Below are 25,416 nucleotides of genomic sequence, written 5' to 3' on the forward strand. Positions count from 1 at the left end.
TGCGCCAGCGGATCTGAGCTGACGAAGCCGTCGGTCTTGCCGTGGCGGACGCCATTCTCATGGATCGACTTCATGATCTGGCGCGGCCGCATGTCGACCGTTCACCCCAACGATCGATGGACGCCGGACGGGGCGGTTGGCGGCGGTATCGACGCGATGTACTTGCCGCCGACATCGGACGCCGCGGCCGGGGTTTCCCAGCCAAGCATCGGTCATGGTCGCGCCCGGCGAATCCGGATCTCTTTCGCTTGAAGTAACCAACTGTCATACTGGGTTCATGGCCGCATAGGGCCGCATAGGCTCGTCGAACCCGCGTTGGAATACACTCTAAAATGACTCTCAACCCACCGCCAAGGTTGCCGGTTCAGGCTCCGCTCGATGTGGAGTCGATCCGCGCCCAGTTCCCGATCCTCAAGACGCTCGCCCATGGTCGGCCGCTGACCTATCTCGACAGCGCCGCCAGCACCCAACAACCGGAGCGGGTGATCGAGGCGGTCGCGGACTATCATCGTCTCCATCACGCCAATATCCATCGCGGTGTCTATGGACTCTCCCAGACCGCGACCCGTCTGCACGAAGAGGCGCGCGCGGCCGTCGCCCGTTTCCTCAGCGCCGCCGAGCCGGCGGAATGTCTCTTCACCCGAGGGGCGACCGAGTCCATCAACCTGGTGGCGGCTTCCTGGGGCCGGGCCAATCTCAAGCCGGGCGACGAGATCCTGCTCTCGACCCTGGAACACCATTCCAACATCGTGCCCTGGCAGTTGGTCGCCGAGGCCACGGGCGCCCGCGTCCGGGTCATCCCGATCGACGACGCGGGCGATCTGGATCTCGACGCCTATCGACGCCTGCTGACGCCCCGCACCCGGCTGGTCGCGGTCAATCATGTCTCCAACGCGCTTGGTACCATCAACCCGGTCGCCGAGATCATCGCCGAGGCCCATGCCGCTGGCGCCCTGGTGCTGATCGACGGTGCCCAGTGGGTGGCTCACGGCCGTACCGATGTCCAGGCCCTGGATGCCGATTTCTATGTCTTCTCAGGACACAAACTCTACGGGCCGACCGGTATCGGCGTGCTCTACGGGAAACGCCATCTGCTGGAGGCCATGCCGCCCTACCAAGGCGGCGGAGACATGATCGAGCGCGTCACCTTCGCCGGCACGAGCTACGCGCCGCTGCCCAACAAGTTCGAGGCCGGCACGCCGAACATCTCGGGCGCGGTCGGCCTGGGCGCCGCGATCGACTGGGTCGAGTCGATCGGGGTCGAGGCGATCGGTCTCCACGAGCAGGCCCTGCTGCGGCAGGCGACCGAGCGTCTGTCCCGGATTCCGGGGCTCGCGATCAAGGGCACGGCCCGACGCAAGAGCGGCGTCATCTCCTGGGTGATGCTCGACCCGCCGATCGCTACCCTGGATATCGGTACCCAGCTCGATCTGCAAGGGATCTGCATCCGCACCGGACACCATTGCTGTCAGCCGTTGATGGATCGGCTGGGCGTCTCCTCGACCGCGCGCGCCTCATTGGGCGTCTATAACCGGTCGGAGGAGATCGATCGTCTGGCCGAGGCGCTGGAGGCCATCCAGGCGTCGTCCAGGCCTCGCGTTCAGACGGCGGACGGGGGGCGCGAGCTGGTGTATCCGGCGGCCGTCGCCGAATCGCCGCAAGCCGCCGCCGAGGAGATCGCCGAGATCTTCGAGCTGCTGCCGGACTGGCCCATGCGCCATCAGCACATCATCGACCTGGGCGACAAGCTGCCGACCATGCCCGAGTCGCTCAAGACCGAGGCCAATCATGTGTCTGGCTGTCAGAGCCAGGTGCATATCGCCGCGCGGCTCAAGCCGGGCTCGCGGGACATCGTCGAGTTTCTCGCCGACAGCGACGCCAACATCGTGCGCGGCCTGATCGCCCTGCTCCAGCAGCTCTATTCGGGGCAGCGCGCGCGCGACATCATGGGCTTCGACGCCGAGGCGTTCTTCGCGCGCATCGGTCTGGACCGGCATCTCAGTCTGACCCGTCGCAACGGGCTGGAGTCGATGGTGCGGCGGTTGCGTCGGTTGGCGAGCCCGCTCGCGGGTTGAGCGGGCTCGAAAAAAAGGCCGGCGGATCGCCGGCCCGGTCGTTCGGGGACGAGGGATCCCTCAGTAACCACCCTTGCGGTTGACCGCCGGCAGGCCCGCGATCTTGGTGCCCTGCTTGGTGGGCGCCAGCGGAAAGAGCTGGTACAGATCCTTGCTGGTGGGCTTGCTGCCCCACAGCTTGGCCATGTCCTTCAGTACCACGCGCTCCATCGGCTGGTTCTGGCCATTATTGATGTACTCGTCGCGCAGATACTTGACCACATCCCAGTGCTTGTCGGTCAGCTCGATCCCCTCGATCTCGGCCAGCCGGCGCGCGACATCCTCGTTCCAGTCGGCGTGATTCTCCAGATAACCACTGTCGGTGGTCGCGATGGTTTGCCCGTTTACCTCGATGGCCATGGTTTGCTCCTCTCTTCGTCATGAATTCTTGGTGGCCCCCAAGGTGGCGGCCTCTTGTTTCGTGTTCAATCAAAACATTGGAATTTTATGATTTTATGATCGGATCGTCACCCGCTTTGCGCGCTCGGGCCGCGGGTCTCGGCGCGGGCGATGGGATGGCTCGCCTGGTTCGTGCCGGATCGGGCCTGGACGATGTCGATCATGCCCCGATGGCGAGGTGCCGTGAGTGCTTGCCGAAATCCGGGCCGGATGAGAAATTGCACGGTTTTTGAGTCGAGGAGACACCGCTCTGGGACCGCATGCATCACCCCATCATGGTGGCCGGCTGCGCGAGGCCGCTGTCCGTTTCGGTCGTCCGCTGGAGGACTGGCTGGATCTCTCGACCGGCATCAATCCGCTGGCCTGGCCGGTTCCGGTCGTTCCGGCCTTCGTTTGGGGGCGTCTGCCGGAAGATGGCGATGGCTTGGAATCGGCGGCGGCGGCTTATTACGGCGCGCCGGACGCCTTGCCGCTGGCGGGCTCGCAGGCCGCCATCCAGATCCTGCCGACACTGCGCCCCCCCGGCCGGGTCGGGATACCCGAGGTGGGCTATCAGGAGCATGCCCACGCCTGGCGCCGCGCCGGACATGAGGTCGTCGCGCTGGCGAACGGCGATCCCGGATCCCTTCTGGACGCCGGTCCAGACCAGTTCGATTGTCTGGTCGCGATCAATCCCAACAACCCGACGGGGCAGGTCTGGCCCCCGGAACTCCTGCTCGACTGGCGGGCGCGTCTCGCCGCGCGCGGCGGTTGGCTGGTGGTCGACGAGGCCTTCATGGATACGACACCCGCCGGGAGTCTGATGCCCTATGTCGGTCTTCCCGGACTCCTGGTGCTGCGCTCGCTCGGTAAGTTCTTCGGCTTGGCCGGGGCGCGCGTCGGCTTTCTGTTCGCCGAGCCGAATCTGCGCGAGCGGGTCGCGCGCCGGCTCGGACCCTGGACACTGGCCGGGCCTTCGCGCTGGATCGCCCGTCAGGCGCTGGTCGACGCCGATTGGCAGGCGGTCACGCGCGCCGCCTTGCCGGCGGCCTCCGCCCGGCTAGCCGCGCTCTTGCGTCGTCACGGGCTCGCGCCGGCGGGTGGCACCGCGCTTTTTCAATGGGTGTTGACCCCGGAGGCGGAGCGGCTCCAGACGGCCCTGGGCGAGCGCGCCATCCTGGCGCGACACTTCGAGCATCCGGCCAGTCTGCGTTTCGGATTGCCCGGACGGGCGTCCGAATGGGAGAGGCTTGAGCGGGCGCTGGGGTCGATCGCCGGCGATTGGAGCCGGGGCGCGGATGACCCGGACCGCGTGGCGCCGCGCTAGATGAGGATGCCCGATTGGCTTTCGATTCCGGCCTCGCATGGGTCCGAGAGGCTTTGCGTGCCTCCTTTCCGGTCCAGCCTCCATCCGGCGAGCCAGGGTGGCGGTTCCCCGAGACTAGTGCTCTTCGTCGCGGATCCGAGTCTGTCGGCTCGCTTGAGACGGGACAGGGGCGCGGCGCCGGGCGCGCCTTGGGCCGAGGGTCTGGACGCCGGGATCCTCGCTCTACTGGCGGAACAGGCCAAGGCCGAGATCGAGGTCATCGACACCGGCGGCCTGTCTCCGGGCGGCGCGGATTCCGGTTCCAGGATGGACCGGCATCGCCTGGACGTCGCGCTGAGCGTCGGTCGTCATGCGGCCGAGCGGGCGAAACTGGCCGGATGCCCGCGACTGACCTGCCTTGGACTCGGCGGCGAGGAAGGGGCCGGTGCGCGCGTAGGAATGAGGCCGCCGGGTTCGGAAGGCCCTGGTCGATGGGGGCGCGAAGCGGGATCCGTCGACTGGGATTGGCCCATGATCCTGGATGAGCCCGAGCTTCTGGACTGGCTCGATCCATCCAGCGCCTGGCGGGCACCAGTCCGCCGCGACAGGTTCTATCGCGCCTTGCGCCGTCTGGGTCGTTTCGACATCGCCGCGCTCGTCGGGGCGATGGTCGCCTGTGCTCAGATGGGGATCGGGTCGAGACCACTTGGACCGCGCGCCAGAATCGCGGGTTGGATCGCGATGGGCCTGCACAGGGGGGTTGGGGATTGGCTCTTGGTCCCTGGCGAGGACGGCTCGTTCCGCTCGAAGGTTAGACCGCCAGACGTGGATCGGGAGTGGGGGCCGGTCGCCCGCTCACCCATGGTCGAGTCGTGGCTTGACGTCGTCGGCTAGCGGTCGCTCCTCAGGGGTGCTCGGTCGCTCGTGCTTGAGCCGATGGCGCAGCAGGTTGAACTCCCAGATCCCCTCGGCGAGCGTCCGGCGCAGCTCGGCCTTTTCGAGTTCCGTGCTCAATAGCTTGCGCCCGAGCCATTCGATCCGGATGCCGACGACGTCGAGCTTGGTTCGAGTGGTCGCGATGGATTGCTCCAGGCGTCGCAGCCTGCGCTCGTTCAGATTCGCGACCGAGCATTTGATTGGATGAGGATCCGCGTCTGGCATGTCCGCTCCTTCCTGCTGTAGGCAGGTACACCGTGTCGTCATCCTAACCCCATGGTGTTTTCGCGTAATCCGGTAAAACACTTAAGCCGACAGTCTTGCCCTCTTGGTCGCCCGCGCTTGACCGGGGAGTCGTCCGGGCCGGTCGGTGCCCGCGGCGCGGGCACGACCGGCCTCGATCATCCGGCCTTTCAGAGACTCGCGGTCTCGAATACCAGGTTCAGCATGATGAGGGCGACGACGAGGAAGATGACGGTCATGATGCCGCCGGCACGCATGTAGTCCGTCACCCGGTATCCGCCCGGACCCATGATCAGGGCGTTCACCTGATGCGTGGGCAGGAAGAAGGAGTTGGAGGTCGCGATGGCCACGGTGAGCGCGAAGACCGCCGGATTGGCTCCGACTCCGAGGGCCATGTTGACCGCCAGCGGAACCAGCAGCACGGTGGCGCCGACGTTCGACATCACCAGGGTGAAGGCGGTGGCGAGGACGGCCAGCGCGGCCTGGACCACCCAGATCGGCACGTCGCCCAGGGCCGCCAGCGTCCGTTCCGCGATCCAGGCCGCGGTGCCGCTCTGTTCCACGGCGATGCCCAGCGGAATGAGCGAGGCCAGCAGAAAGATGGTCTTCCAGCTCACCGCCTCGTAGGCCTCCTCGATCGACAGCACGCGCGTCAGCACCATGCCCAGGGCACCCGTCAGCAAGGCGACGGACAACCGAAGATCGGTGAAGAGGATGAGTCCAAGCGTCAGGGCGAACAGGGCGAGCGCCGCCGGAACCTTGTGTGGCCGCAGTTCCTCGTGCGGGTACTCGGTGGTGACCACCACGAAATTGCGATCCTGCTCGATGCGGGCGAGATCGGCCCAGGTGGTGTGCACCACCAGGGCGTCGCCGGCGACGAAGGCGGTGTTGCGCACGCCGCCGGTCTTGTAGGTGATCTGCTCGCCGCCGCGATTGATCGCCAGCAGCGAGAGTCCGTAGGTCTTGCGCAACCAGATGTCGCGCGCGGTCTTGCCAAGGAGGCTGGAGCCGGGCGGAATGACGATCTCCGCGATGCCGGCCTTGGTATTGGCCATGGCCTCGGAGAAGAGCTCCAGATCCCGCTTGCGCTCGACCTTGTTGGCGTTGCTGAAATCCAGGAAGGAATCGGCGTTGCCGAGCAGTCCGAGCGTGGTGCCGGCGGTGATGCCGAGCGTGCGGTCGACCCCATCGGCGCCGAAGCGCAGGCCATCGCCCTTCTCGACGGCGACGATCCGCACCTTCCAGGTCCGCTCAAGTTCATCGACGCTCATCCCGATCAGGTTGCTTTCACGCGGGACGCGGAACTCGCCGATCTGTACATCGTTCAGCCCGTAGGTGTCGGCGAAATACTGGCTGGTATCGCTGCCCTCCAGCTTGTCGGTCCCGCGCGAGGGCAGGATGAAGCGCCCGGCCAGCACGAAATAGACGATGCCGGAACCCAATAGCGCGATACCGATCGGCGTCACGTCGAAGAGGTTGAAGGTCGCCATCGGCGCGACCCCTTCCGGCAGGGCCGTGTTGGAGGTGAGGATGAGGTCGTTGAGCAGGATCAGCGGACTGGAGCCGACCATGGTGATGGTGCCGCCGAGCAGGGCGCAAAAACCCATCGGCATCAGCAGGCGTGACATGGGCAGGCCGGTGCGGGCCGAGATGCGACTGACGACGGGTATGAACAGGGCGGCGGCGCCGACGTTCTGCATGAAGCTGGAGATGGTCCCGACCGTGCCCGAGATCAGCGGAATGATGCGCGCCTCGGTGGTGCCGCCGATGCGCATGATGAAGGCGGCGACCTTCGACATGATGCCGGTCTTGTCGAGACCGGCACCGACGATCATGACCGCGATGATGGAGATCACCGCGTTACTCGCGAAGCCATCGAAGAGATGCTCGACCGGTACCAGGCCCTGTTCCAGGCCGATCCAGGGCGCGGCCAGGCTCGTCAGGCCGAGCAACACCATGACCGTGATCGCCGCCACGTCGACGCCGACCACCTCGAAGGCGAACAGGAAAACGGTGAGTAGCAGGAAGGCGCTCACCCAGGCGATCTCGGTGGTCGGGACGATCCCCGCCAGATAAATGGCGAACGCCGCGAACAGGGCGGCCGCGAGGTCTGTTTTGGATAGGGCTCGGATGGCGGCGAGCATGGCGTGTCCTCTCGTGCGAGTGTGTTGGAGTGCTTGGCGAATTTCGGGAATCGTCGCCCAGCCTGGAGCGACCAGGCCGGGGCCGATGGGCGGGCGCTGGCGCGATCGGCCGGGAGGGTGAATCCGCGAGGCCAGGAGCTGGCTGGAGGCGACCTCTGGTTCGCGACGGGTTCGTTCGAACCCGAGGATCGCGGCATGCCTTCTGTCCCGTGGATCGTCGATATTACTTTAAGAAACCCTAATATTCCTTCCTTTTTTCGTGCTTGCCCAGGGCCGATGCCTGACAATCGACCGGGATGATGGCGGGCGTCGGATGTCGCTGATAGTCTGTCGATTCGCTTTCCAGACCGCCTTTTCGGAGCCTGAAACCATGATGCTTCCCAACCGATGGTCCCTGCTCGCTCTGCCCATGATCGGGTGGAGTCTGGCCCTCGCGGCGGCCGATGAGTCACCCCGAGCGCCACGGGTCGAGGTCGCGGTGGAACTCGAACGGTTGAGGTCGGAATTTGGATTCGAGGTGCGAGGGATCGAACAGACCGAGGATGCCAAGGCGCATTCGGTGGACGGGAGTCTACTTGAGCGCCTGCATCTGCTCCTGGAGGACTTCGATCATGTGATCGTGCAGAGCCCCGGTGCCGGGATCGAGCGGGTGATCATCCTGGGAGAGAAGGCGGCCTATGTGCCGCCGCCGATGGTGGTCGACGCTCAGGCCGGCGGCGTCGAGGGCGTCCCGCCAGAATCGACCGGGGACGAAATCGTCCTGGCGACGCAGCGCCGCGGCTCCTCGCACCTCGTCACGCTTGGGTTGGAGGGATCCAATCAACAACAGATACAGGAGTCCATGCTCATCGATACGGGCGCTGATCGCGTGGTATTGCCGATCTCGCTCCTGTCCACGCTTGGCCTATCCACCGAAGGTCTCCAGGAGCAGCAGGTTCAGACCGCCAACGGATCGGTCGATGCGCGGGTCGGCCAGTTGAACGCCATCTGGGTCGGGGGAAAACGGGTCGAGAATGTCGATGTCGCCTTCATCGACGACCAGAGCCTGGGCGGAACCTCGCTCTTGGGCATGAGCCTGCTCGGGCGGTTCCGCATGACGATCGATGATGAAAAGAGCCAACTGACGCTGGGCTCGAAATGAATCTTCCCTGTCGGGGAGGCGCTGGTCGACGCCTTGGCTAACGCATCGGCTTGAGTCGGCGGAGCTGTTCCTTGATATCGCGCAGTTCCTTGTCGAGATTCTCGACGTTGGTCGACTGAAACTCCTCGTGCTTGGCCTGATTCAAGGCGATCTGGCGCATGTATTTCCTCAGCTCGTTGAGGTCGTTCTCGATGCGCGCCAGACTGCCGATGGCCTGCTCCAGGCGCTCGTTGGATCCGTCCATCCGTTCGGTGGAGTCCTGCCGGAATTTTTGCAGACCCTCTCGCAGTTCCCTCAGGAGTACGAGTACGAAACCGTTTGACATGTGGCGCTCCAAGGGCGAAATCGGCCCGGCATGGCAACCGGCCTCGACACGACGTTCATTTTCGCGGGGTGGGCGATTCCTCCGACCCCCTCCGAAGCACGCGACGACCGGCTCGTCCGAGGGGTTCAAGGCATCCCTGATGATACCAAGAGTGTCTCACTGGCCGACGCCGGCTTCGAGCGGAGCCTGGCCAGGGAATCCCGCGCATGCTTTCATGAATCCCTCCCCAGCATCGTGACCCACGCCTCGATTTCCGTACTCGAAATCTGGTATTGAGCGAGCGGGCGGGCGCGGTTCGTGCCGGCTGATGGCGGCGGCGGGCGTTCATCTCAGCCTTGCCCGCGGGTGCGTGTCTTACCGAGCGCGGCGTTCTTCTCGATGAAGTCGATCATGAGACCCGCGACATCCTTGCCCGTGGTCGACTCGATCCCAGCGAGTCCCGGAGAGGAGTTCACTTCCATCACGACCGGACCATGATTGGAGCGGAGAATATCCACCCCGGCGACGTTGAGCCCCATGATCCGCGCCGCGCGGGTCGCGGTCGAACGCTCCTCGGGCGTGATGCGGATCAGCGAGGGGGTTCCGCCACGATGGAGGTTGGAGCGGAACTCACCCTCCTTGGCCTGGCGCTTCATGGTGGCGACCACCTTGTCGCCGATCACCAGGCAGCGGATGTCCGCGCCATTGGCCTCGCTGATGAATTCCTGCACCAGAATGTTGACCTTGAGCCCCATGAAGGCCTCGATGACGCTCTCGGCCGCCTTGTGGGTCTCGGCCAGCACCACGCCGATCCCCTGGGTGCCCTCCAGCAGCTTGATGACCAGCGGCGCGCCGCCGACCATCTTGATCAGATCCTGCACGTCGTCCGGGGCGTGCGCGAAGCCGGTGATGGGCAGACCGATCCCCTTGCGCGCCAGCAGTTGCAGCGAGCGCAGTTTGTCGCGCGCGCGCGTGATGGCGACCGACTCGTTCAGCGGATAGACCCCGAGCATCTCGAACTGCCGCAGCACCGCCGTTCCGTAGAAGGTCACCGAGGCGCCGATGCGCGGGATCACGGCGTCGAAATCCTTGAGATCCTCGCCCTTGTAGTGGATCGATGGCGCATGGGACGTGATGTTCATATAGCAGCGCAGCACATCGATGACCTTGGACTCATGCCCGCGCGCGCGCGCGGCCTCCACCAGTCGGCGGGTGGAATAGAGGGACGGATTGCGCGAGAGGATGGCAATTCTCATGAGAGTCTCCGGGAAATGAGCTGGAGCTCGATGCCGGTAACGCCCGGCCCAGGCCCTATGCTCGACTCGGATAAGGGTTACTTGGCTGGGGCGGGTTCGACGCTATAGGGATACGGATGAGCGGCGCGGGGGCTGATCGAACAGCGTCGCCGGGGGCTCGTGGGTCAGGGACCGGATGATCCCGATGGGATGCGCATGATACCTAAATCGTGCCGCGATTACCGGACTCGCGGCACCGATTCCTGGCGGTCGCGGGCGGGGCGGATGCCTCCGGTCAGGCCGATGTCCCGCTCGACGGCGGCGCGCGGTTCCCGTCCGCCGTCAGCGTCGTGATCAGCAGGATCAGGACACCGATGGTGATGGCGCTGTCGGCGATGTTGAACGCCGGCCAGGGATTGAAAAGGTCGAGCGGGATGACGGGCAGATAGACCTGAATGAAATCCACCACATGACCGAAGAGAACGCGGTCGATCAGATTGCCGAGCGCGCCGCCGATGAGCAGCGCGAGCGCCGATGCCTGGAGCCGTTCCTCCGGCTTGAGCCGGGCCAGCCAGACCGTCAGCACGCCGGTCACCACCAGCGCCAGGCCGGCCAGGAGCCAGCGCTGCCAACCCCCGGCCGTCGCCAGGAAGCTGAAGGCCGCCCCCTTGTTGAACATGAGGGTCAGGTTGACGTTAGGGATCAAGGCGACCGTCTCGAACGGACTCAGGGTCAGGAGCACCATCCATTTGCTGACCTGATCCAGAGCCAGAACCGCGAACGAGAGCCAGAGCCAGTGTTTCAAGATGCCGTTTCTCCCCTTGTCGAGCCCAGGCTCGGATGCGTGGGGGGCATTATACCCTGGCGCCGAGCGATTCCGGCCGACTCGGCGCGACCTTTTCGGGCGCGCCCGGCCTCGCCGTCGAACTCGGCCGGCTTCCGCGGGCCTTTGCCCCTTTTAGTTGCACAGGGCGTTTTCGTTAAGTCTTGGAGCGGTAGTCGATGGGTTTCACGGCCAGTCGGCGTCCGTGCCAAGCTTCGGCTTCATGCCGTGACCGTTCCATCCATCCAATCGGATCCGGAGGCTGGATCGGGTCTCGCGTCCTCAGATCATTTTCCGCAGTTCGTACTCCAGAATCCCCTCGGCCCCGGCGGCGCGTAGCCGGGGGATGAGATCGCGCACCAGGGCGGAGTCGACGATGGTCTCCACCGCGAGCCATCGCGGGTCGTAGAGATGACTCACCGTCGGGGCGTGGAGACTCGGCAGCAGCTCGACCACGGCGTCGAGGAGTTCCGCGGGCACGTTGCATTTGAGCGCGACCTTGTGTCGGGCGGCCAGGGCCGCCTGGAGCATCAGCGCGATCTGCTCGATGCGCGCGCGCCGCGCCGGGTCGCGCATGGCCTCCCGGTTGGCGATCAGGCGGGTATCGGTGATCAGCAGATCCTCGACGATCCGCAGCCCGTGGGCGCGGATGGTGCTGCCGGTCTCGGTGATCTCGACCACGGCGTCGACCAGTCCCTCGACCGCCTTGGCCTCGGTGGCGCCCCAGGAGAACTCCACCTCGGCGGTGACTCCGCGCTCGGCCAGATAGCGCTTGGTGAAGCCCACCAGTTCGGTGGCGACCTTGCAACCCTGAAGATCCGCGACCGACTGGATCGGCGAGTGCTCCGGAACCACCAGAACCCAGCGGCTCGGACGGTTGGATGCCTTGGAATAGGTGAGGGTGCAGATCTGCTCCACATCCGCCTCGGTCTCCAGGATCCAGTCCAGACCGGTCAGACCCAGATCCAGGGTGCCGCGCTCGACATAGCGGGCCATCTCCTGGGCGCGCAGCAGCGAGCAGTGGATCTCCGGATCGTCGATGTCGGGATAGTAGTTGCGCGAGTGTGGCGTGATGCGCCAGCCGGCCTGGGCGAAGAGGTCGATGGTGGCCTCCTGGAGACTGCCCTTGGGGATGCCAAGTTTGAGCATGGTCGATCGTGAACCCTGTGATGAAGAGTGCCGCGATTGTATCCCGACACTCACCAGTCACCACGCATTCACCACCGACTCAGGACCGGCGCGTCTTGGTCAGCTTGAGTCCCACTTTCCGAATCCGGTCGTCCTCGACCTCCCGCACCACCAGTTCCATGGCGCCGAGACGCAGCCGATCGCCCACCACCGGGTGGGCGTTGAGGTCGCGGCGGATGCGCGCGTCGAGTGTGAGATCCGGCTCGACGCCCGAGGTATCCAGTCCGTAGAAGGCGCAGAGATCGGCCAGACGGGCGTCGCCATTGAGGACGAATTCGCCGAAGAAGGCGCGTTCGGACAGGCGTTCGTCGGGGCGCGCGACGAACAATCGGTCGAGTTCCGCCAGATCCCTGGGGTCCGCCAGGAGATAGACGTAATCGTTCGCGCGCGGATCCAGCGGGGCGGATGTCTCCAGCAGGTGCTTGTCGCGCAGGACCGCGACCAGGCGGGCGCCCTTGGGCAGGCGCGGCTCGGCGCGCCGATCCTGGATGACGGGGGCGTTTTCCGCCAGCCGGTAGCCCACCAGCTCAAGCTCCTGTTGACCTGGGATGTCCAGCTCCACGCGCTGGACCCGATGCGTGGTGGGCGGGATCTCCAGATCCAGCAGGCGGGCGAACGAGGTAACGGTCCAGCCCTGGATGAGGAGCGACACCAGCACCACGAAGAAGACGATATTGAAGATCATGGGGGCCTGATCCAGGCCCGCGAGCAATGGGAAGAGCGCCAGAATGATCGGCACCGCGCCGCGCAGTCCGACCCAGGCGAGGAACAACTGCTCGCGCCACGGAAATCGGAACGGCAGCAGACACAACCCGACCGCCAGCGGCCGGGCGATCAGGATGAGCACACCCGCGAACAGGAGCGCGTCCGGTGCTACCGGCAGGAGCGCGGAGGGCGTGACCAGCAGCCCCAGCATCAGGAACATGCCGATCTGAGCGAGCCGGGCGATGCCGTCGTGAAAACGCTTGATCTCCAGTCTCGAATGCAGGGGCCGATTGCCGATCACCAGTCCGACCAGATAGATGGCCAGGAAGCCGCTGCCGTCGAGCGCCGCCGTGATGCCGAACAGGCTCAGGCCGCCGGCCATGATCGCCAGCGGATGGAGTCCCGGCGACATTTCCAACCGGTTGATCAGCCAGACGAGCGCGAATCCGCCGCCGATTCCGATGAGCATCCCAAGGCCCATCTGGCGGAAGAACTCCATGAGCAGGATCAGCCCCGGATTGGCCTGGTCGACGAGCAGCAGCTCGATCAGGGCGATGGTGAGAAAGACCGCCATGGGATCGTTGCTGCCGGACTCGATCTCCAGGGTCGCCCCCACCCGCTGTTTCAGCTCCAGACCGCGTGAACGCAGCAGCGAGAAGACCGCCGCGGCATCGGTCGAGCCGACGATGGCGCCCAGCAGCAGGCCCTCCAGCCATCGCAGTTCGAGCCACCAGACCGCGAACAGTCCCGTGACGGCGGCGGTGACCGCCACGCCCAGGGTCGCCAGTCCAAGCGCGGGCTTGAGGCCGACGCGGAAGTCCTTGTAGGGGGTCGCCAGGCCGCCATCGAAAAGGATGATGGCCAGCGCCAGGCTACCGAGCAGATGGGCGAGCTGGATGTCGCCGAAGGCGATGCCGCCGGGGCCGTCCTCGCCCAGCAGCATGCCGATGACCAGGAAGACCAGCAGCAGGGGCGCGCCGAGCCGGCTGGTCACGACGCTGGCGAGCACGCTGACGAACAGCACCAGCGAACCGATGAGAATGATCTGGTTGGTTAGATCCATGCGGCTTTAGCGGCTTTCATCAAGGTCGCCGGCGGGCGCGAGGTCTGGCCGACGGCTGTTTCAGGACAGGAACGAGCAGCAGTAATCCGTCAGACTCAGGACCCGGACGGTGAATTTGGCGTTGGCGGGGACCTCGAAGGACTCGCCGCCCTGAATCCGGCGCCAGCCCTCCGCGCCGGGGAGTTGAACGTCCAGTTCTCCGCTCAGGATCTCCATCAACTCCGCCGCCTGGGTGCCGAACTCGAATTCGCCCGGCTGCATGATTCCGAGCGTCTTACGTTGGCCGTCCGGAAAGATCAGGGTGCGGCTGGTCACGCCCCCATCGAAATAGATGTTGGCGGCCTTGGTCACGGTGACATGGGTGAATTCGGACATCGTCGGTTCCTGGGTGGTTGGGTCGGGTTCCGGTGCGAAACGGAGTTGTGAATCGCGCCGCGATCAGCCCCGCTCGGCGGGGGTTGACCCTCGCATCCTACCATTCTCGATGCGCGTCCAGAGCGCGCGACGGCCTCGCGAAGGCGGCCGGCCGGGTCGGGACGTCCCGGTGGTCACCTTGACCTCGGTCAAGGCCCCTGTCATCCCTATCGGCAAGACTTGCGCCCACGCCACTCTTGGGCCGTCGAGACCCAATGGCCATCGCGTCTTGACCCATTTCCCGGATTCAGAGGCCAGCATGTTTTGTAATCAATGTGAACAAACCTTCCGTCAGACCGCCTGCGTCAACTCACCCGGCGTCTGCGGCAAGGACGCCGATGTCCAATCACTCCAGGAGACCCTGCTCTACGGCCTCAAGGGTATGGCCGCCTATGCCCATCATGCCCGTCGAATGGGTAAGTACGATGACCGCGTCTCGGCCTTCATCGAGGAGGCCCTGTTCGCGACCATGACCAACGTCAACTTCGACCTGGAGTCGATGCTGGCCTACTGCCTCAAGTGCGGCGAGATGAATCTGCGGGTCATGGAACTGCTCGACGAGGGTCATGTGGAGACCTTCGGCAAGCCGTCGCCGGCCAAGGTGAAGGAAGGAACCCAGGCGGGACCGGGCATCCTGGTCACGGGTCACGACCTGGTGGATCTCTGGAATCTGCTCGAACAGGTCAAGGGGACGGACATCAAGGTCTACACCCACGGCGAGATGCTGCCCGCGCACATGTATCCGAAGCTGCGCGAGCACCCGAATCTGGCCGGTCACTACGGCGGCGCCTGGCAGAACCAGAAGAAGGAATTCGCGGCCTTCCCCGGTCCGGTGGTCGGCACCACCAATTGCGTGCTGATTCCCCCGGAGAGCTACAAGGGCCGGCTCTTCACCATGCGCGCGACCGCCGTGCCCGGCGGTCAATGTCTGATGGATGACGACTTCAGCGCGGTGATCGCGGAGGCGCGCCGCTGCGATCCCTGCGAGGAGACCCTCGTCGGCGAGTCCACCATCGGCTTTCATCGCAGCGTCCTACTGGACCAGGCCCAGGTGATCGTGGACGCGGTCAAGGCCGGCCAGATCAGTCACTTCTTCGTCATCGGCGGCTGCGACGGGGCGGAGAAAGGGCGCAACTATTTCACCGATTTCGCGCAGGCCACCCCGAGCGATTCCTTCATCCTGACGCTGGGCTGCGGCAAGTACCGTATCCGCGACCATGACTATGGCGAGCACCTGGGCCTGCCGCGTCTGATGGACATGGGACAGTGCAACGACGCCTATGGCGCGATCGCGGTCGCCCTGGCCCTGGCCAAGGCGTTCAACTGTGGCGTGAACGATCTGCCGCTCACCCTGGTCGTGAGCTGGTTCGAGCAGAAGGCCGTGGCGGTGCTGCTGACCCTGCTGAGCCTTGGCGTCAAGGGCATCCGGCTCGGTCCCAACCCTCCGGGCTTCATTACCCCCAACGTCTTCGCCGTGCTCCAGGAGCGCTTCGATCTGCGTCTCACGGGCGACGATCCCAAGAGCGATCTGCGCCTGGCGATGGGGGCCTGATACCGCTCGACGCCTTTTGATCGAACTTGATGTGTATCAAGGATGATTTCGTGGCGCACCGGCACCTTCGATCCTGGATGGAAGCAACGAGGCGCGCATGGACTCGGCGGGCTCGGCCGATGTCCGTGCGGACGACGAAAGGACCAAGGGTCCATCGTCATCCAGGAGGAAGCCAAGCCCCCCGGCTGACCTAAGCCCGAGGGGGGCCACGCTAACATAACTAAGGAGTGCATCATGAAGCGTCAACCACATGATTCCTGGCCGAGCCTATTGGCCAGGCTCTGCCTCGTCGTCGGTCTCGGCTCGCTGCTGTCGTCGGCGAATGCCGCGCGTCCGCCGGGTGAGGCCGGAGTCGATTGGGGCGATCCGCGGGGGCAGGAATGCGTGGATTGTCATATGACCGAAAGCCCTGGGCTCTACATGGAGTGGAACAGCAGCCAGCATGGCCAATCCGGCGTCAACTGTCTGGATTGCCACCAGGCGAAGGAAGGGGATATCGACGCCTTCAAGCACGAGGGGGCCTTCATCTCCATCGTGGTCACGCCCAAGGATTGTTCGACCTGTCACAAGATCGAGTTCGAGGAGATGGACGGCTCGCACCACGCCAAGGCGGGTCGGATCCTCGCCTCGCTGGACAACCTGCTTGGCGAGGTGGTCGGCGGTCCGGCGGCGGTCAATGCCGGCTGCAAGCAATGTCACGGCGGCGAACTGGAATTCATCACCGAGGGCAAGGACAAGGGCCGTCCCACGCCCGGCACCTGGCCCAACACCGGCATCGGGCGCGTCAACCCGGACGGGAGCCTCGGTTCCTGCTCGGCCTGTCATGGCCGCCACCGCTTCTCGCGCGCCCAGGCCCGCACGCCCGACACCTGCGGCAAGTGTCATGTCGGACCCGATCATCCCCAGATCGAGGTCTACAACGAATCCAAGCACGGCATCATCTATCGCGCCAAGGTCGATGAGATGAACCTGGACTCGGATAAATGGGTCGCCGGGGTCGACTACAGCGCCGCGCCCACCTGCGCCACCTGCCACATGAGCGCCGGCCCTGGGATCGGCAAGACGCACAACGTCGGCGAGCGCATCTCCTGGACCCTGCGTCCGCCCATTTCCACCAAGATCAACCTGGTGCGCCTGGAGAACGGCGACGAGTTCGACGTTCCGGAAGGCAAGGAGATCCCCAAGGTCGGCGACGTGGCCAAGGACTCCAAGGTGATCGAGGTGCTGACCTGGCGGGATCGGCGCGCCAAGATGGAAGCGGTCTGCTTCGGCTGTCACTCTACCAGCGTCATCGAGGGCCACTACAAGCAGTTCGACGACGTGGTAGATCTCTACAACGAGAAATTCGCCAAACCCATCTCCGCCATCATGGGCGAGCTGAAGGACGGCGGCTACATCACGGGCGCGCCCTTCGACGAGAAGATCGAATGGGTCTGGTGGGAGATCTGGCATCACGAAGGCCGGCGCGCCCGTCACGGCGCTTCCATGAACGGACCGGACTACACCTGGTGGCATGGCATCTACGAGGTGGCCAAGAACACCTATTTCGAGTGGATTCCGGAACTCAAGGAGGTGGTGCACAAGAAGGATGGCAACGAGGAGTTCGCCACCGCCATGCTGAAGAAGCATTTCGCGCCGAACGAAGGACATGACTGGTATTTCAACGGCATGAACCCCGAGCAGCTCGAGAACGTCCGCAAGGGCTTCGAGGCTCGTTACGGCAAGGACTCGTTGAAATAGATCCTGGGCGGGCTCCGGTCCGCCCGCGCGATCAGGACGCACAGGGACGTGCCTTCATCCGCCTGCCGAGGGTCCATCATGTCACGGCTTCGCTACCTGTTGGTTCTGCTCATCTGCATCCCCTCGTTCCTACTGGCCGAGGATTCCACCGCGCTGATTCGGGCCGGGGAGGGCAAGCTCCAGGCCGGGGAGGTCGACGCGGCGATCGGCCTGCTCGAACAGGCCATCGCGGCCGATGCCGGCTCGTCGCTCGCCTACACCCGTCTCGGCGGGGCCTTGCTGCTCAAGCAACGACACGAAGAGGCGATCGAGCGGTTTCGCGCGGCGATCGGACTGAACGCGGGGAATGCCGACGCCTTCGTCGGGATGGCCATCGCCGATATTCATCTCGGACGCCACGCCCTGGCCCGCGCCGCGCTTCAGGAGGCCAAGCGTCTCGATCCCGAGAAAGGGACCGAGGCGGATCGCTTGATCGCCTGGATCGACAGGCGTCTGGAGGAATGATTCTGGGTTGTGGATGGGTCGAGCACGGCGAAACCCATTACCCTCGCACCGAGCTATAAGCGCCGTAGGATGGGCAGAGCGAGAGCGATGCCCATCCTGTACGCTCCGGGCTCAAGATACAAGGATCCTGTACGCTCCGGGCTCAAGATACAAGGATAATGGGATGGTCTGCCCCGCTCCTCCAACGCGCCCTGAGCGGGCACAATGAGCGATGTAGGTGAAGCATCGTCAACCGAGGTAGCGGAGCCGACCAATGAAAGAGTGTAGCCAAGAGCCTGTGGTCACGATCGGCATCGATTTGGCGAAGAACAGCGTTCATGTCTACGGCGTGGATGCGCAGGGGCACCCAGTGTTCAGCAAGAAGGTGAGCTGCGAGAAGTTGAGCGCCTTCATGGTGAATCAGCCACCGTGCCTGGTGGCGATGGAGGCGTGCGGCAGCGCGCCCCATTGGGCGCGGGTGTTTCGTGGCTTCGGGCATGAGGTGCGGCTGATCGCGCCCCAGTTCGTCAAGCCGTTCGTGAAATCCAACAAGAACGATGCGTTGGACGCCGAAGCGATCTGTGAGGCGGTGCGCCGGCCTAACAGGCGGCTTCGTGGCCGTCAAGACCGTCGAGCCGCAAGACATCCAGGCGATCCATCGGATGCGAAGCCTCAGCATCGAGCGGCGCACCGCCCAGGTCAACCAGGTGCGCGGTCTGCTCTTGGAGTACGGGATCGAGATTCCCCAGGGACGCGCGGCGCTGATGCGGCGCCTGCCCGAGATCCTCGAAGACGCCGAGAACGGCTTGACGGAGCGCTTTCGCGCCGAACTCAACCGCCTACTTGAGGAACTACGCCACCTTGAGGCGCAGGTCGCGCCTTTCGACACCCAGATTCAGGTCATCGCCCAGAGCGATGAGACGGTCCAGCGGCTGATGACGATCCCCGGCATCGGCGCCCTGATCGCCACCGCCCTGATCGCCGCCGTCGGCGAGGACGTCGGCCTGTTTCGCAACGGGCGCGCCCTGGCGGCCTGGCTGGGGCTGGTGCCGCGACAACATTCCACCGGCGGGCGCGAACGCCGGCTCGGGATCAGCAAACGCGGCGACGTTTATCTGCGTCAGTTGTTGATCCATGGGGCGCGCGCCGTCATGCGCTGGGTGGAGCGCAAGGAGGACGCCACCAGCCGCTGGGCGACGGCCCTCAAAGCTCGCCGTCACACCCATGTCGCCGTCGTGGCGCTGGCCAACAAGATCGCGCGGATCGCCTAGGCCGTGATGGTCACCGGCCAACCCTACGACCCGGCGGCCGGCCGGCCGCTCCAGGCCGCTGTCTGAGACCGGCGAGACGCCGACTTTGGCGGGATGAATCGCGACCCGGCGGTCGCCACAACCGAACACCGAGTACCGAGTACCACGAGTTGCGAAGAGTGAACATCACTGTGATGGCCTGAAAGGCACGGCCAGCCTTCCTGAAAACCTGGTTTGCCCATCAGCCGGCTAAGCCGAGACTGTTAGGATGATAAGGACGGGAAGGCGCGCGAATTCCATCAGGGCACGAGGGTCGGCGACGACACCTCAAGATGCCGGATATATGGCTGCAACGTCCCTTCTGTCAGAAACAGCGGTTTTCCTCTTGCATCGCGGGGCGGACCATATATGGGCAGAGCCCGTGCTCTATCGCATCAGCCATACGACCGAGGCTTAACGGGCGTGCCCATCCTGTACGCTCCGAGGCTCAAGAGAAAAGGTTGGGGTTCACGTTCGCCCACCCCAACGCCAGGCATCGGTTATGGTCGCGCCCGATTGGATAGTTATGGGTCATCCTGGTCGAGACATCAGGTAGCATGGGCGCACTCCCTTGGAAGACGAACAACCGAGGGAACCTCACATTCACCAGAAGAGGAGCACAGCCATGCAACTTGGCATGATCGGACTGGGACGCATGGGGGCGAACATGGTTCGTCGGCTGATTCGGGGCGGACACGACTGCGTGGTGTACAACCGTTCGCCCGGCCCGGTGGCGGCGCTCGCCACGGAGGGGGCCGTCGGCGCCACCTCGCTGGAGGATCTGGTCGGCAAGCTCACCGCGCCGCGCGCCATCTGGCTGATGGTCCCGGCGGCGGTGGTGGACCAGTCGATCGCCGCTCTCGCGCCGCTGCTCGCGCCGGGCGACATCCTGATCGATGGGGGCAATTCCTATTATGTCGACGACATCCGACGTGCCACCGATCTGGCGGCCCTGGGCATCCATTACGTGGATGTGGGCACCAGCGGCGGCGTCTGGGGCCTGGAGCGCGGCTACTGCATGATGATCGGCGGCGAGGCGGACACGGTGAAGCATCTGGATCCCCTCTTCGCCACCCTCGCCCCCGGTCGGGGCGAGATTCCGCGCACGCCCGGCCGCGAGCCGCTCGGCGGCACCGCCGAGCAGGGCTATCTGCACTGCGGCCCTAACGGTGCCGGACACTTCGTCAAGATGGTGCACAACGGCATCGAGTACGGCCTGATGGCGGCCTATGCCGAGGGCTTGGGGATCCTGCGCGCGGCCAATATCGGCAAGCGCGAGCAGGCGGCGGACGCCGAGACGACCCCGCTTCGCGACCCCGGGCACTATCAATATGACTTCGACCTGCGCGACATCAGCGAGGTATGGCGGCGCGGCAGCGTGGTGTCCTCCTGGCTGCTCGACCTGACCGCCGCCGCGCTGGTGGAGGATCCCGATCTGAGCCAGTTCGCCGGCCGGGTCTCGGATTCCGGCGAGGGACGCTGGACGATCAAGGCCGCCATCGACGAGGCGGTGCCGGTGCCGGTGCTCTCCACCGCGCTCTATCAGCGCTTCAGCTCGCGCGGTGAGTCCGACTATCAGGACAAACTGCTCTCGGCGATGCGCTTCCAGTTCGGCGGCCATCACGAAAAGCCCGCCAAGTAAGTGGCGTGTGAGCGCTTCCCGATCCGATGTCTTGGTTTTTTCGGGGCCAGGGGAGACCTGGCCCGCGATTACATCCGTGCCGGCAAGAGCCTGCCGGTGACCGCCATCCTGTTCGCGCCCCCGACCCGGCGGATCATCTGGCCAAGATCATCCCATCGGTGTATTAAGCGCATCGAGCCAATCGAGACAGGTGCCGTGCCATGACCGCCGAGAACTCCCCGTCCGCCGATTTCCCCCGGATCATCGAGAGCCCAAGCGGACTGGCCGCGCGGGTGAACGCCAACGGTTCCATCCAGCGGCTGGACCACCAGGACATCATCCTCAACGGCTTCCTCGGCAACGAGCTGGAGGGCGGGCCGGCGAATCTCTATCTGCGCCGATTGGGCGAGCGGATCGAGTCCGTCCCCTTGCTCGGTCCGCGCGGTCCGGGTCTGGCGGCGTGCGACGGGTCAGGGCTCCGGGTGAGTGGCGTCTGGCGCGACATCCGTTTCAGCCTGGCGCTGGTGCTGGCGGAATCGGCCCCGGCCTGGTTCTGGCATCTGGAGCTGGAGAATCTTGGCGCGGAGACCGTGACCCTGGATCTGATTCACACTCAGGATCTGGCGCTGGCCCACTACGGCGCGGTGCGGCTCAACGAGTATTACGTCAGCCACTATCTCGACCATAGTCCCCTCAGCCATCCCGAGCGCGGCTGGGTGCTGGCGACGCGGCAGAATCAGTCCATGGGCGGCCGACATCCCTGGTGTCTGATCGGCTCGCTCGGACAGGGTGTCAGCTACGCGACCGATGCCTTGCAGGTGCATGGTCTGGCGACCCGCGCGGGGCTGGAGCCCGTCGCGCTGACCGAGGGACTGCCCGGCACCCGCCGGCAGCATGAGCACGGGATGGCGGCGATTCAGGAGACGGCGTTTCGGCTGGAGCCCGGCGAGCGGACGAGGCGCGGCTTCTTCGGCTGGTTCGAGGCGGATCACCCGGAAGCGACCTCGAACGCGGATCTGGCCCGCATCGAGCGCGTGCTCGCGCTGCCCGAGGCGAGCCCCGCCGAAATCCTCTTCGAGCCCATCGCCCCCACGGGGAAGAGGGGTTGGGGAGAGGTGGGGGGCGCGAACCTATTCACCAGCGCCCCAATCCTGGAGTGCCTGGACCTCTGTCATGGCGAACTGGCCGCGCTCTTTCAAAGCGACTGGCGTCACCTGGAATCCGAGGATGGCGTGCTTTTGTCCTTCTTCGCCGACGAGCACACCCATGTCGTCCTCAAGCCCAAGGAGCTCAAGGTTCTGCGCCCGCACGGGCAGATCCTGCGTACCGGCTCGGCGCTGACGCCGGACGAATCGGGCCTGACCTCGACCGCCTGGATGGCCGGCGTTTTTCACTCGATGGTCACCCAGGGGCATGTGAGCATCAACCGTCTGCTATCCACCACCCACGGCTATCTGGGACTCTTCCGCTCGCACGGCCAGCGCCTCTTCGTCGAGCTGGACGGAATCTGGCATCGGCTCGACATCCCTTCGGCCTTCGCCATGAGCCCCAGCGCCTGTCGCTGGACCTATCGTTACGCGGACGGCTGGATTCAGATCACCAGCCGTGCGCCGACCGACCGCCATGAGTTGACCCTGGAGGTTGAGATCTACGCCGGTCAGCCCGCGCGCTTCCTGCTCGTCAACCATGTCGCCATCAATGGGGACGATGGCTCGGGGTCGATCCCGGTGCGTTACGAGCACGATGCCGATGGCTTCTTCATTCGGCCCATCCCCGACAGCGATGTCGGCCGGCGCTTTCCCGAGGGCGGCTTCCGGCTCGATCTCCTGCCCGGAACCGAGACCGAGATCGCGTGCGTCGGCGGAGACGAGTTGCTGTTCGCCGACGGGCGCTCGCGCAACCAGCCCTATTTCTGTCTGATGACCGAGCTGGCGATGTCCATCGGCTTCCGTCTGACGGGTCATCTCGTCGCCGGGACCGAGGTCGAATCAATCGAGGAGGCGGACTACTGGTCGCGCATGACCGCCGGGCTGCGCCTGCATCCGCCGACCGCAAGCCCACTGGCCGGGGATGCGGAGCGGCTCGGCGAAATCCTGCCCTGGCTGGCCCAGAACGCGCTCGTCCATTACCTCAGCCCGCGCGGGCTGGAGCAATACTCCGGCGGCGGCTGGGGCACGCGCGACGTGGCGCAGGGGCCGGTCGAGATGCTGCTGGCGCTGGACCAGCACGCACCGGTGCGCGATCTGCTGCGGCGTCTGTTCAAACAGCAGAACCCCGACGGAGACTGGCCCCAATGGTTCATGTTCTTCGAGCGCGAGCGCCACATCCGCCCGGACGATTCGCACGGCGACATCGTCTTCTGGCCGCCGCTGGCGCTCGGTCAGTACCTGGCCGCATCGGGAGACGGCGCGCTGCTCGATGAAATCGTCCCCTTCTTCCATCCCGAGGGCGACGCCCAGTCCGAGCCGGCGACGATTCGCGTCCACCTGGAGCGCGCGCTCGCCTGCATCGCCGCGCGGCGCATCACCGGCACCCAGCTCGCCGCCTACGGGCACGGCGATTGGAACGACTCGCTCCAGCCGGTCGATCCTGCCATGCGCGAGCACCTGTGCAGCGCCTGGACGGTCACGCTGCATTTCCGCACCCTCGCCACCCTGGCCAGCGCCTTCCGCCATCTGGGCCAGGACGCGCCAGCGAACGACTACGCCGCCATGGCCGAGGCGGTGCGCGCGGACTTCCAGCGATACCTGATCGTCGACGACACCCTGACCGGCTTCGCCGATTTCCGGGATCCGGAGGCCATCGCCTATCTGCTGCACCCGCGCGACCAGACAACCGGTCTCTCCTATAGCCTGCTCGCCATGATCCACGCCATCATCGAGGGGCTTTTCACCCCCGAACAGGCGCGCCACCATCTGGACCTGATCGAGCGCCATCTGCTCGGTCCCGATGGGGCCAGACTCTTCGATCGACCCATGCCCTATCGCGGCGGTCTGCAACGCCACTTCCAGCGCGCCGAGAGCAGCAGCTACTTCGGGCGCGAGATTGGACTGATGTACACCCACGCCCACCTGCGCTATGCCGAGGCGCTCTGGCGCTATGGCGATGCCGAGGGCTTCTTCCGCGCGCTCGGCCAGGCCAACCCTATCGGACTCCAGTCACTGGTCCCCGCCGCCGCCCCGCGCCAGGCCAACTGCTACTATTCCAGCTCCGACGCCGCCTTCGCCGACCGCTACCAGGCCGACGCCGACTATGCGCGGGCGCTGCGTGGCGAAACCCCGCTCGAAGGCGGCTGGCGAGTCTATTCCAGCGGCGCGGGCATCGGCCTGGGCCTGATCCTGCGCGGCCTGCTCGGGCTACGGCTGGAGCGCGATCGGCTGGTGATCGATCCGGTGATCCCGGCGCGGCTGGATGGGTTGCGGGTTGAGTTGGCGTTGATCGGCGAGGCTTTCGAGGTCACCTACCAGGTGCGTAGCGCCGGTTGCGGACCGCTCGCCGTACGGCTCAATGGGGTCGAGCTGGATTTCGCGCGGGGGGAGTCGCCCTATCGCCTTGGCGCGGCGGAGATCCCGCTGGACGACTTCCGCGCGGGGTTGACTCCAGGGTTGAATTGGCTCCAGATCGCGATGGGTTAAACCGCTGGCGATGCACAACAACCATCAGGCGGCGGTCGGGCGCCAGACCGCTCCAGCGCTGTCGCTCTGGATCCTCTCGATACCCCTCATTTCGGGTTCATGAGCCGATTACAGGCGTAAGCCCGGCCTTGCGCGAGTCCCAAGGCGGGACTATCTTGGTAGGCATGCGCGTCATTGCACTCTCCACGCTGAAAGCATTCTGGGCGGAAACCGCGTCCCTCCAAGACTCCAAGGAGCCTGCCCTTGCTTGGTATCGCATCGCTTGCCGCGCCGATTGGGCGGCGCCCACCGATGTCAAAGCGGATTTCCGCAGCGCCAGCATTCTCAAGGACGGGCGTGTCGTCTTCAATCTTGGCGGCAACAAGTACCGGCTTGTCGTCTGGATCAACTATCCGTATCGAGTAGTCTACATTCGCTTTATCGGAACGCACGCCCAGTACGATGCCATTGACGCCCAGACAGTTTAACCAGAGGAAGTCTCATACACTCATGGATATCAAGCCGATCAAGACCGAAGCCGACTACCGCACGGCGCTTCGTACCATCGAGAGTCTGATGATGGCCGAGCGGGACAGCCCTGAAGGCGATCAGCTCGACATCCTGGTCACGCTTGTCGAAACCTATGAGCGACGGCATTTCCCGCTCGACCTGCCTGACCCAGTGGAAGCCATCCGTTTTCAGATGGAGCAAAAAGGGCTCGCACCAAAGGACTTGGAGCCCATGATCGGGCGCTCCAATCGTGTCTATGAAATACTCAACCGGAAGCGCCCCTTGACCCTTAAGATGATCTGGCGGCTGCATCGAGATTTGGGCATCCCGGCCGAAAGCCTGATCAGACCTCCGGGCGATGTTTTTTCAGCGTGAATAGTCTTATTGCGCTGGTCGAGAACTCCCTGGTTCCTTGTTCCCCTCACTGGCAGATCAGGTCACTTGGGGAATCTGTATTTTATCCACGGTATTGCTCGTTAGAATGATAGGGAGAGCACAATGCTGGCTAAAAATCAGCGGTGGATACAATTTGCCGACCTGCATTTACTGAGAGATCCAGAGCACTCACCGATCATCTAAATCGAAGAGCTGATCCCTCGGCTCAAAACACGGG

Annotated in this window: 21 protein-coding genes and 1 pseudogene; 13 read left to right on the forward strand and 9 right to left on the reverse strand. The window is 65.0% G+C overall.

Annotated features, from left to right (window positions below):
- Positions 1-332 precede the first annotated feature (332 nt).
- Complete coding sequence (locus CKO27_RS07795) at positions 333-2,075, forward strand: SufS family cysteine desulfurase (RefSeq protein WP_200374313.1); 1,743 nt, start codon at positions 333-335, stop codon at positions 2,073-2,075.
- Positions 2,076-2,135: 60 nt separating this feature from the next.
- Here the strand turns inward: CKO27_RS07795 and CKO27_RS07800 are convergent, their stop codons facing one another.
- Positions 2,136-2,474, reverse strand: coding sequence for a TusE/DsrC/DsvC family sulfur relay protein (locus tag CKO27_RS07800; protein ID WP_200374314.1), 339 nt, complete (start codon positions 2,472-2,474; stop codon positions 2,136-2,138).
- 268 nt (positions 2,475-2,742) lie between these two features.
- Here CKO27_RS07800 and cobD point away from each other — a divergent pair, with 268 nt between their 5' ends.
- Together cobD and CKO27_RS07810 are read left to right on the forward strand one after the other, a co-directional pair.
- Positions 2,743-3,819, forward strand: a complete 1,077-nt coding sequence (cobD, locus tag CKO27_RS07805; protein WP_242470788.1) for a threonine-phosphate decarboxylase CobD — start codon at positions 2,743-2,745, stop codon at positions 3,817-3,819.
- A gap of 57 nt (positions 3,820-3,876) precedes the next feature.
- Complete coding sequence (locus CKO27_RS07810; protein ID WP_200374315.1) at positions 3,877-4,692, forward strand: hypothetical protein; 816 nt, start codon at positions 3,877-3,879, stop codon at positions 4,690-4,692.
- Here CKO27_RS07810 and CKO27_RS07815 read toward each other — a convergent pair.
- Together CKO27_RS07815 and CKO27_RS07820 are read right to left on the reverse strand one after the other, a co-directional pair.
- Positions 4,654-4,959: a hypothetical protein gene (locus CKO27_RS07815; protein ID WP_200374316.1), complete on the reverse strand. Its 306-nt coding sequence runs from the start codon at positions 4,957-4,959 to the stop codon at positions 4,654-4,656. The genes CKO27_RS07810 and CKO27_RS07815 overlap by 39 nt on opposite strands.
- Before the next feature lie 188 nt (positions 4,960-5,147).
- The gene (locus CKO27_RS07820) at positions 5,148-7,121 is read right to left on the reverse strand and encodes an SLC13 family permease (protein WP_200374317.1); all 1,974 of its coding nucleotides are present in this window, start codon (positions 7,119-7,121) and stop codon (positions 5,148-5,150) included.
- Positions 7,122-7,491: 370 nt separating this feature from the next.
- Between CKO27_RS07820 and CKO27_RS07825 the strand changes: the two genes are divergently transcribed.
- Complete coding sequence (locus tag CKO27_RS07825) at positions 7,492-8,262, forward strand: retropepsin-like aspartic protease family protein (RefSeq protein WP_242470789.1); 771 nt, start codon at positions 7,492-7,494, stop codon at positions 8,260-8,262.
- A gap of 37 nt (positions 8,263-8,299) precedes the next feature.
- On the opposite strand, the gene CKO27_RS07830 is transcribed toward CKO27_RS07825, so the two are convergent.
- A complete protein-coding gene (locus tag CKO27_RS07830; protein ID WP_200374318.1) occupies positions 8,300-8,587 on the reverse strand; it encodes a hypothetical protein in 288 nt (95 codons plus the stop codon).
- A gap of 30 nt (positions 8,588-8,617) precedes the next feature.
- Between CKO27_RS07830 and CKO27_RS07835 the strand changes: the two genes are divergently transcribed.
- Complete coding sequence (locus CKO27_RS07835; protein ID WP_200374319.1) at positions 8,618-8,863, forward strand: hypothetical protein; 246 nt, start codon at positions 8,618-8,620, stop codon at positions 8,861-8,863.
- 53 nt (positions 8,864-8,916) lie between these two features.
- Here CKO27_RS07835 and rimK read toward each other — a convergent pair whose 3' ends face one another.
- The 5 genes from rimK to ppnP all read right to left on the reverse strand — a co-directional run bounded on the left by rimK (position 8,917) and on the right by ppnP (position 13,955).
- On the reverse strand, positions 8,917-9,822 hold the full coding sequence (gene rimK / locus CKO27_RS07840) for a 30S ribosomal protein S6--L-glutamate ligase (RefSeq protein WP_200374320.1): 906 nt from the start codon (positions 9,820-9,822) through the stop codon (positions 8,917-8,919).
- A 274-nt stretch (positions 9,823-10,096) separates the two neighbouring features.
- The gene (lspA, locus tag CKO27_RS07845) at positions 10,097-10,606 is read right to left on the reverse strand and encodes a signal peptidase II (protein WP_200374321.1); all 510 of its coding nucleotides are present in this window, start codon (positions 10,604-10,606) and stop codon (positions 10,097-10,099) included.
- A gap of 300 nt (positions 10,607-10,906) precedes the next feature.
- Positions 10,907-11,773 (reverse strand): ATP phosphoribosyltransferase, encoded by an 867-nt coding sequence (gene hisG, locus CKO27_RS07850; protein WP_200374322.1) that lies wholly within the window; start codon positions 11,771-11,773, stop codon positions 10,907-10,909.
- A gap of 79 nt (positions 11,774-11,852) precedes the next feature.
- Complete coding sequence (locus CKO27_RS07855; RefSeq protein ID WP_200374323.1) at positions 11,853-13,580, reverse strand: potassium/proton antiporter; 1,728 nt, start codon at positions 13,578-13,580, stop codon at positions 11,853-11,855.
- A 60-nt stretch (positions 13,581-13,640) separates the two neighbouring features.
- The gene (gene ppnP / locus CKO27_RS07860; protein ID WP_200374324.1) at positions 13,641-13,955 is read right to left on the reverse strand and encodes a pyrimidine/purine nucleoside phosphorylase; all 315 of its coding nucleotides are present in this window, start codon (positions 13,953-13,955) and stop codon (positions 13,641-13,643) included.
- Positions 13,956-14,253: 298 nt separating this feature from the next.
- Between ppnP and hcp the strand changes: the two genes are divergently transcribed.
- From hcp to CKO27_RS07900, 8 genes and pseudogenes are all read left to right on the forward strand, one after another.
- The gene (hcp, locus tag CKO27_RS07865; RefSeq protein ID WP_200374325.1) at positions 14,254-15,546 is read left to right on the forward strand and encodes a hydroxylamine reductase; all 1,293 of its coding nucleotides are present in this window, start codon (positions 14,254-14,256) and stop codon (positions 15,544-15,546) included.
- A 234-nt stretch (positions 15,547-15,780) separates the two neighbouring features.
- Positions 15,781-17,286: a multiheme c-type cytochrome gene (locus CKO27_RS07870; protein ID WP_200374326.1), complete on the forward strand. Its 1,506-nt coding sequence runs from the start codon at positions 15,781-15,783 to the stop codon at positions 17,284-17,286.
- 78 nt (positions 17,287-17,364) lie between these two features.
- Positions 17,365-17,790 carry a tetratricopeptide repeat protein gene (locus CKO27_RS07875; protein WP_200374327.1) on the forward strand — a complete coding sequence of 142 codons (426 nt, stop codon included), beginning with the start codon at positions 17,365-17,367 and terminating at the stop codon, positions 17,788-17,790.
- A gap of 253 nt (positions 17,791-18,043) precedes the next feature.
- Positions 18,044-19,040 (forward strand): annotated as a pseudogene (locus tag CKO27_RS07880) (IS110 family RNA-guided transposase).
- Between the two features lie 643 nt (positions 19,041-19,683).
- The gene (gnd, locus tag CKO27_RS07885) at positions 19,684-20,700 is read left to right on the forward strand and encodes a phosphogluconate dehydrogenase (NAD(+)-dependent, decarboxylating) (RefSeq protein WP_200374328.1); all 1,017 of its coding nucleotides are present in this window, start codon (positions 19,684-19,686) and stop codon (positions 20,698-20,700) included.
- A 200-nt stretch (positions 20,701-20,900) separates the two neighbouring features.
- Positions 20,901-24,314, forward strand: coding sequence for a GH36-type glycosyl hydrolase domain-containing protein (locus tag CKO27_RS07890; protein ID WP_200374329.1), 3,414 nt, complete (start codon positions 20,901-20,903; stop codon positions 24,312-24,314).
- A gap of 164 nt (positions 24,315-24,478) precedes the next feature.
- Entirely contained in the window at positions 24,479-24,781 is a 303-nt protein-coding gene (locus CKO27_RS07895) for a type II toxin-antitoxin system HigB family toxin (RefSeq protein WP_200374330.1), read from the forward strand.
- Positions 24,782-24,803: 22 nt separating this feature from the next.
- Entirely contained in the window at positions 24,804-25,178 is a 375-nt protein-coding gene (locus CKO27_RS07900) for a helix-turn-helix domain-containing protein (protein WP_200374331.1), read from the forward strand.
- Positions 25,179-25,416 lie beyond the last annotated feature (238 nt).

It is taken from the genome of Thiocystis violacea, assembly GCF_016583575.1.
GTDB classification, from domain to species: domain Bacteria; phylum Pseudomonadota; class Gammaproteobacteria; order Chromatiales; family Chromatiaceae; genus Thiocystis; species Thiocystis violacea.